The 6,791-nt window shown below is 50.3% G+C and carries 8 protein-coding genes and 1 pseudogene; 4 read left to right on the forward strand and 5 right to left on the reverse strand.

Going from position 1 to position 6,791, the window contains the following annotated elements:
* From WBV75_RS08905 to WBV75_RS08920, 4 genes and pseudogenes are all read left to right on the forward strand, one after another.
* Positions 1 to 610, forward strand: a pseudogene (locus tag WBV75_RS08905) (2,3-bisphosphoglycerate-independent phosphoglycerate mutase); the annotation flags it as partial.
* A 4-nt stretch (positions 611 to 614) separates the two neighbouring features.
* A complete protein-coding gene (locus WBV75_RS08910) occupies positions 615 to 1,160 on the forward strand; it encodes a thioredoxin family protein (RefSeq protein WP_424120275.1) in 546 nt (181 codons plus the stop codon).
* 57 nt (positions 1,161 to 1,217) lie between these two features.
* The gene (gene map / locus WBV75_RS08915; RefSeq protein ID WP_424120276.1) at positions 1,218 to 2,036 is read left to right on the forward strand and encodes a type I methionyl aminopeptidase; all 819 of its coding nucleotides are present in this window, start codon (positions 1,218 to 1,220) and stop codon (positions 2,034 to 2,036) included.
* 16 nt (positions 2,037 to 2,052) lie between these two features.
* Positions 2,053 to 2,829 carry a class I SAM-dependent methyltransferase gene (locus WBV75_RS08920; RefSeq protein ID WP_424120277.1) on the forward strand — a complete coding sequence of 259 codons (777 nt, stop codon included), beginning with the start codon at positions 2,053 to 2,055 and terminating at the stop codon, positions 2,827 to 2,829.
* A 68-nt stretch (positions 2,830 to 2,897) separates the two neighbouring features.
* Here WBV75_RS08920 and WBV75_RS08925 read toward each other — a convergent pair whose 3' ends face one another.
* The 5 genes from WBV75_RS08925 to WBV75_RS08945 form a co-directional block, all read right to left on the reverse strand.
* Entirely contained in the window at positions 2,898 to 3,923 is a 1,026-nt protein-coding gene (locus tag WBV75_RS08925; RefSeq protein WP_424120278.1) for an FAD:protein FMN transferase, read from the reverse strand.
* The gene (locus WBV75_RS08930; RefSeq protein WP_424120279.1) at positions 3,901 to 4,257 is read right to left on the reverse strand and encodes a Na(+)-translocating NADH-quinone reductase subunit F; all 357 of its coding nucleotides are present in this window, start codon (positions 4,255 to 4,257) and stop codon (positions 3,901 to 3,903) included. The genes WBV75_RS08925 and WBV75_RS08930 overlap by 23 nt, the downstream gene beginning before the upstream one ends.
* A 65-nt stretch (positions 4,258 to 4,322) precedes the next feature.
* The gene (gene nqrF / locus WBV75_RS08935) at positions 4,323 to 5,630 is read right to left on the reverse strand and encodes an NADH:ubiquinone reductase (Na(+)-transporting) subunit F (RefSeq protein WP_424120280.1); all 1,308 of its coding nucleotides are present in this window, start codon (positions 5,628 to 5,630) and stop codon (positions 4,323 to 4,325) included.
* A 2-nt stretch (positions 5,631 to 5,632) separates the two neighbouring features.
* Entirely contained in the window at positions 5,633 to 6,397 is a 765-nt protein-coding gene (nqrE, locus tag WBV75_RS08940; RefSeq protein ID WP_424120281.1) for an NADH:ubiquinone reductase (Na(+)-transporting) subunit E, read from the reverse strand.
* A gap of 27 nt (positions 6,398 to 6,424) precedes the next feature.
* Positions 6,425 to 6,791 (reverse strand): Rnf-Nqr domain containing protein (locus WBV75_RS08945; protein ID WP_424120282.1); only part of this gene is annotated, 367 nt, incomplete at its 5' end.

Here is a 6,791-nt window from a genome sequence, read left to right on the forward strand (position 1 = left end):
GTACGATAAAGAAAATATAGAAGACACCCTGGGTGAGGTGTTGTCCGAAGCGGGCAAAAGCCAGATCCGAATTGCAGAAACCGAAAAATACCCCCATGTAACCTTCTTTTTCAATGGAGGCAGGGAAGCACCCTACCCCGGAGAATCCCGGATTCTGTGCCCCTCCCCCAAGGTCGCCACCTACGACCTGCAACCGGAGATGAGCGCCTATGAGATCCGGGATGCCATTATTCCCGAGCTCGAGAAAGAAGCTGCAGACTTTGTATGCCTGAACTTTGCCAATCCGGATATGGTCGGGCATACGGGTAGCCTGCCCGCCGCCATCAAGGCCTGTGAGACCGTTGACGCCTGTGCCAAAGCGGTTATTGAAACCGGGCTTAAGCATGGGTACAGCACCCTGGTCATCGCAGATCACGGAAATTGCGACACCATGATTAACCCCGACGGCAGTCCGAATACGGCCCATACCACAAATCCCGTTCCCCTGATCCTGGTCGATCCGGATCGCAAAAAAATCCGCTCCGGGGTTTTGGGTGATATTGCGCCAACCATTTTGGAAATCCTCGAAATTCCCGCGCCAGAATTAATGACAAGATCCTCCCTTTTATAAACTTATGAATCGCTTTCTTAAACTCGGTTTTCTCTTCATCGTCCTGTTGTCTTATTCCTGCGGTTCCGGACCCGGGCATACTGCGGTGCGTGTACCCGATGGCAATACCGTGATCCTGGTGGGCACCACAGATTTTGCAGCCCTGCGTGTTGCCCCTTTTTCAGATTGGTTCAATTCAGGATATACCGGTTTTACACCAGACCCGGAAAATGTGGAAACCCTGAAACCCCTGCTTGAAGATGTTGAGATTGTCGTTTATATGGGAACCTGGTGTGAGGACAGTCATCGTGAGATTCCCAAATTCGTCAAACTCCTGAAAGCGACAGAGTACCCTTTGGAAGTGGTCGACGTTATCGCCATGACGCGGGATAAAACGACCCCACAAGACTACGAGGCCGGCCTGGATATCACCAATATCCCCACCTTTATATTCTACAAAGACGGGGTGGAACTCGGGCGTATTGTTGAATTTGCTGTGGAAGACCTGGAAAGCGATATGATCAAGGTACTCTCCGGACAGCCTTACAAACACGCCTATGATTGGGATTAAGCCTGGTTTTCTCCCGGAATTCCTTTTAAAACCCACTCTGTATTATCTTTGCAGCCTATGATTCACGTTAAATCTGCTGAAGAAATTGAATTGATGCGCGAAAGTGCCCTGGTGGTATCGAAAACACTGGGTATGCTGGCCTCCGAATTAAAACCAGGGGTTACCGGATTACAATTGGACCGGATGGCCGAAGAATTTATCCGCGAGCAGGGCGCAGAACCCGGATTTCTGGGAATGTATGACTTCCCCAACACCCTTAACATCAGTCCGGACGCCCAGGTGGTCCATGGAATCCCCAACGATGAACCCTTCCGGGAAGGCTCCATAGTTTCCATTGATTGCGGCAGTATTAAAAACGGGTATTATGGGGATCACGCCTACACTTTTGCGGTGGGCGAAATCCCTCCCGAAACCAAAAAACTACTGGACGTCACCAAAGCATCCCTCTACGTGGGGATACGGGAATTTACGCTCGGAAACCGGGTGGGTGATGTGGGATATGCCATCCAGAAATTCTGCGAAGCCGAAGGTTATGGGGTTGTACGGGAACTGGTAGGCCACGGCTTAGGCAAAAAATTGCACGAAGCTCCGGAAATGCCGAATTACGGAAAACGCGGAAGGGGCAAGAAATTTGTGGAAGGAATGGTTGTCGCGATAGAACCCATGATCAATTTGGGGACGCGCCGTATCAAACAACTGCGGGATGGCTGGACAATACTTACTGCGGACGGAAAACCGAGCGCCCACTTTGAACACGATGTCGCCCTGGTCGATGGGAAACCCGAGTTGCTTTCCACTTTTGCCTACATTTATGAGGCCCTCGGCATCCAGAGCGATGAGGAGCACGAATTCCGGAAAAACCCTATCGCCCTCTGATTTTGTGTAAGACCGGATGAAACATCTCTTTAAATGGGTTCTGAAAAGTTTACCACGCCCCTTACTGATTCGGCTGAGTTACTGGGTTCGCCCGCTACTCGCCTCCAGCCTTAAGGGTGACCGGTATACCGACCCTATCGACGGAAAATCGTTTCGAGCCTTTCTGCCTTACGGGTATGAGAATCCAAGGGAAAACGTGCTCTCCCCCTCTACCCTCTCCCTGGAACGGCATAGGTTGTTGTGGCTCTACCTGAAACGCGAAACCGATTTTTTTGACAAACCCCATTCTGTCTTGCATTTTGCCCCGGAACAGGCGTTTTACAAGCGCTTTCGAAAAGCCAAAAACCTCCAATACACCACTACAGACCTGAATTCCCCCCTGGCAGACGTTAAAGCGGATATTTGCAACCTCCCTTTTGACTCTGACGCTTTTGATATTATACTCTGCAACCATGTGCTGGAACATATCCCTAATGACCACAAGGCCTTACAGGAATTGTACCGGGTGATGAAACCCGGGGGGTGGGGTATTTTTCAGGTGCCCCAGGATCTAAGTCGGGAACAGACTTTTGAAGATCCCAGTATTACCGACAAGGAAGAAAGGCGGAAAGTATTCGGCCAGTATGACCACGTGCGTATCTATGGCCGGGATTATTTCGATATTCTAAAGGATTCCGGTTTCCGGGTCCTCCCCATTGATTACACTGAGGATATGGACCCCGCCGACACCGACCGTTTTCGCCTGGCCAAGGGGGAGATTATCCCTCGAGTTGAAAAACCCCTCGAAACCTAAAATTCTTCTTAGGGAAACACTGCCCCCTGGGACGGGTGGAGATTATCCCAAGGGTGAAAAAAACCCCGCTAATCCTGCTGCAGGACGGCTTTAAAACCAGGCGTCATATATTCCGAAGTTGTGCCGGACTCATCCAGATAGATGATATATCCTTCCAGGGAGTCATCGGACTCCAAAATACGTTTGGAAGCTTCCAGATCCATCGCCATAAAAGCTGTGGCAAATCCATCTGCCCGCATACAGGTCTCCGCCAGGACCGATGCCGCCAAAATCCTGGAATCCTTGGTATAGCCGGTACGCGGATCTATAGTATGGACGTATTTCTTACCCGTAATGGAATCCACCCGGAACTTACGGTAGTTCCCGGAAGAAGCCATAGCCCGATCGCTTAAGGTGATGATCTGCTTAATCTTTCGGCCTTCCAGTACCTGGGGGTCGTCTATACCCACCACCCAGGGCTGCTCTTTAAGCTGATTGATCCCCAGAGTGCGGAGTTCCCCCCCTACTTCCACGAGATAATCTGCAGCTCCTTTATCCTCCAGCATGACACCCAGGCGATCCACCGCATACCCTTTAGCAATAGCGTTAAAATCCAGGCGTATCCCCGACTGCTGCATGGCGATTCGGGAATCCGGGGTGAGTTGTACCTTCCCGAGGCCCACATACTGACGGAGACTGTCCACACGTGTGCTATCCATCTCCAGGGCCGGACCGGGTCCGAATCCCCAGGCATCTACAAGGATACCCACCGTGGGGTCAAAATAACCGTCGGTTTGCTGGTAGATCTCTACAGACATTTTAAAGACCTCGGCAAACATTTCATCTACCTGCACCCCTGAATCCCCACTGTTGATGCGGCTGATATCCGATTCGGGCAGGTAGGTGGAAAGGGATTGGTTGACCACTCTGAAAACAGAATCAATGGCGGGCTGCAAATCTGTAGTATCCGCAGTAAACACTTTTATAGAATAGGAGGTGCCCAGGGCACCCCCCTGGTAGGCATGCTCCCTTAGAGAGGCGGTTTCTGCGCATCCACCAAGCAAAACAAAAAACAAACCCAACAGGAATTCGCTATATTTCAATAAGGCCCTCATACCGCACAATGTATTCTTCATTTAAATAAACCGGCAGGTTCTGGTCCGCCGCATTGGACAACCCCACACCGGCGTAGTAGGTTCGCGCCTCAAATTTTATGGCGTGTTGCCTGACTTTTTTCATCAGGGCAGGATCGTACTCCGCAGGGTTATGGGGATAGGCCACCGGGCGCACGACAATAAAGTGAAGGTTCTTTTCTTTCAAACAGACAAACTGGGGGTTTTTCCCTTTTTTGCTGTTGACCCCCATAAATTCATACCCGGCATCCTCCAGTTCCTTCCCCACAATATTCATGGCCAGATTATGAAGTTCCTGTTCGCTCAGCGGTTTCATCAGTACCTGTTAGCTAAAAAAACCGATATGGGACATATCGGTTTTTTAATGATTTAAAACTCGGTTTATCCTCCAAAGTCATCGAATCGAATGCTCTCGTCCGGGATTCCAAAGTCCTCTCCCATCTTCTGCACGGCCTTATTCATAAGGGGCGGACCACAGAAGTAAAGTTCGATATCCTCAGGTGACTCATGGTGATTGAGGTAATGATCGATAACGCAGTTGTGAATAAACCCGACAAAGCCGTCGCCCGGCGCATCGATATTTTCCTTGATCTTCCAATTGTCCTCCTCCAGGGGCTCTGAAAGGGCCATATAGAATTTAAAATTCGGGAAGTCCGCCTCCAGTTTTTTGAAATGATCGATATAGAAAAGTTCGCGCTTGGAACGCCCCCCATACCAAAAGGTCACTTTCCGGTCTGTTTTCAGGGTTCTGAAGAGATGGTATAAATGGGATCTCATGGGCGCCATACCGGCACCACCCCCCACATAGAGCATCTCCGCATCAGATTCGTTGATAAAGAATTCTCCGTAAGGGCCGGAAATTGTTACCTTATCTCCCGGTTTGCAACCAAAAATATAGGAGGAAGCAATCCCGGGGTTCACGTCCATCCAACCGTTTTTACTCCGGTCCCAGGGCGGGGTGGCGATACGCACGTTGAGCATGATCTCACGCCCTTCGGCGGGGTAAGAGGCCATGGAATATGCGCGTTCCACTGTTTCCGTATTCTTCATGACCAGGGGCCAGAGATTAAACTTGTCCCATTCGGCCCGGAATTTCTCGGGATCGTCGTGTTCTTTCGGGTGGGCCGTAATATCAAAGTCCTTATAGGGCACTTCACATGGGGGAATCTCGATCTGAATGTATCCCCCGGCTTTATAGTTCATATCCTCAGGGATTTCAACCACGAATTCCTTAATAAAAGAGGCTACATTAAAATTCCGGACTACGGTGGCTTCCCACTTCTTGATCCCAAAAACTTCTTCCGGGATGGTGATGTTCATATCCTGTTTCACCTTTACCTGGCAGGCCAGGCGCGCCCCTTCGTTTAATTCCCGCTTCGAAAAGTGGGGGGTTTCTGTGGGCAGGGCTTCTCCCCCGCCCTCAAGGACATGGCATTCACACTGAATACAAGTTCCTCCGCCCCCGCAAGCGGAAGGCAAGAATATTTTTTGATTTCCAAGTGTAGTGAGCAAAGAACTCCCGGAAGCCACTTCAAGCTCTTTCTCCCCGTTGATAGTGATGGTCACCGGACCCGAAGGCGCCAATTTTTCTTTGGTAAATAACAGAAGCGCCACCAGCGCCATGACCAGGACCAAAAACGCGACTATCGTTATCAGAATCGTTCCAACTGTTGTTGTAGCTGCTATCATTACTACTTGTTTATTGCATCGTTATAAGAAATAACCACTTCCTCTTTCTTCTTTTCCGTATCCTCTTCCGATACAGGTACCTCTTCCTCCCCTGCCTGGATTTTAAGTGCGGCAGTTTCGGGAACCGGACTGTCCGCCCCTTCATCTCCTCCGGTGAGCATTCCCCCAAAACTCTGGAAGCCAATGCCCATAAGTCCGGTAATAATAAACGTAATACCCAGTCCCCTGAGAGGGGCCGGAACATTGGAATACCGAATTTTCTCCCGAATCGCCGCTATGGCCAAAATGGCCAGAAACCAGCCGATTCCCGAGCTGATCCCATAGTTAAAGGCCAGGGCCAGGGAAGGGATTTCACGAGCCTGCATAAATAAAGATCCTCCTAAAATCGCACAGTTTACGGCGATCAATGGCAGGAAAATCCCCAGGGAGTTATACAGGGCAGGTGAAAACTTCTCTACGACAATCTCCACAAGCTGCACCATCGTAGCGATGGTGGCGATAAACATAATAAAGGACAGGAAGCTCAAATCGTAATCCGCGTACTCCGGGCCGAGCCATGCGAGCGCGCCTTCCTGGAGGATGTACTGATCCAACAGCCAGTTGAGCGGGACAGTCACCCCGAGGACAAAGATCACGGCTGCTCCAAGGCCCACCGCTGTGGCGACCTTCTTGGAAACAGCGAGGTAGGAGCACATTCCAAGGAATACGGCGAAAACCATATTGTCGATAAAAATCGACTTAAAAAATAATTCAAGATGTTCCAGCATAACGTAAAGCTTCAGTTCAATCTGCTATTAGTTCTCTTCAATCAGGGCCGTATTACGCGACCGCTGCACCCATATAATAATCCCAACGACAATAAGGGCCGCGGGGGGAAGAATCATAAAACCGTTGTTTTCATACCCGATGGAGTACAAACCTGTCTTCGCAATCGGATCTCCCAGGACGGGATATCCAAAAAGCGTCCCAGATCCGAGGAGTTCCCTGAAGAAACCCACGATGATCAGGATCACCCCATACCCCAAGGCATTCCCAATCCCATCCAGGAAGGACCTCCAGGGCCCGTTCCCCAGGGCAAAGGCTTCAAACCGCCCCATTATGATACAATTGGTGATGATCAGTCCGACAAATACAGCCAGGGTCTTGCTCAGCTCATAGGCA

Source organism: Robiginitalea sp. (assembly GCF_049588695.1).
Classification (GTDB): Bacteria; Bacteroidota; Bacteroidia; order Flavobacteriales; family Flavobacteriaceae; genus Robiginitalea.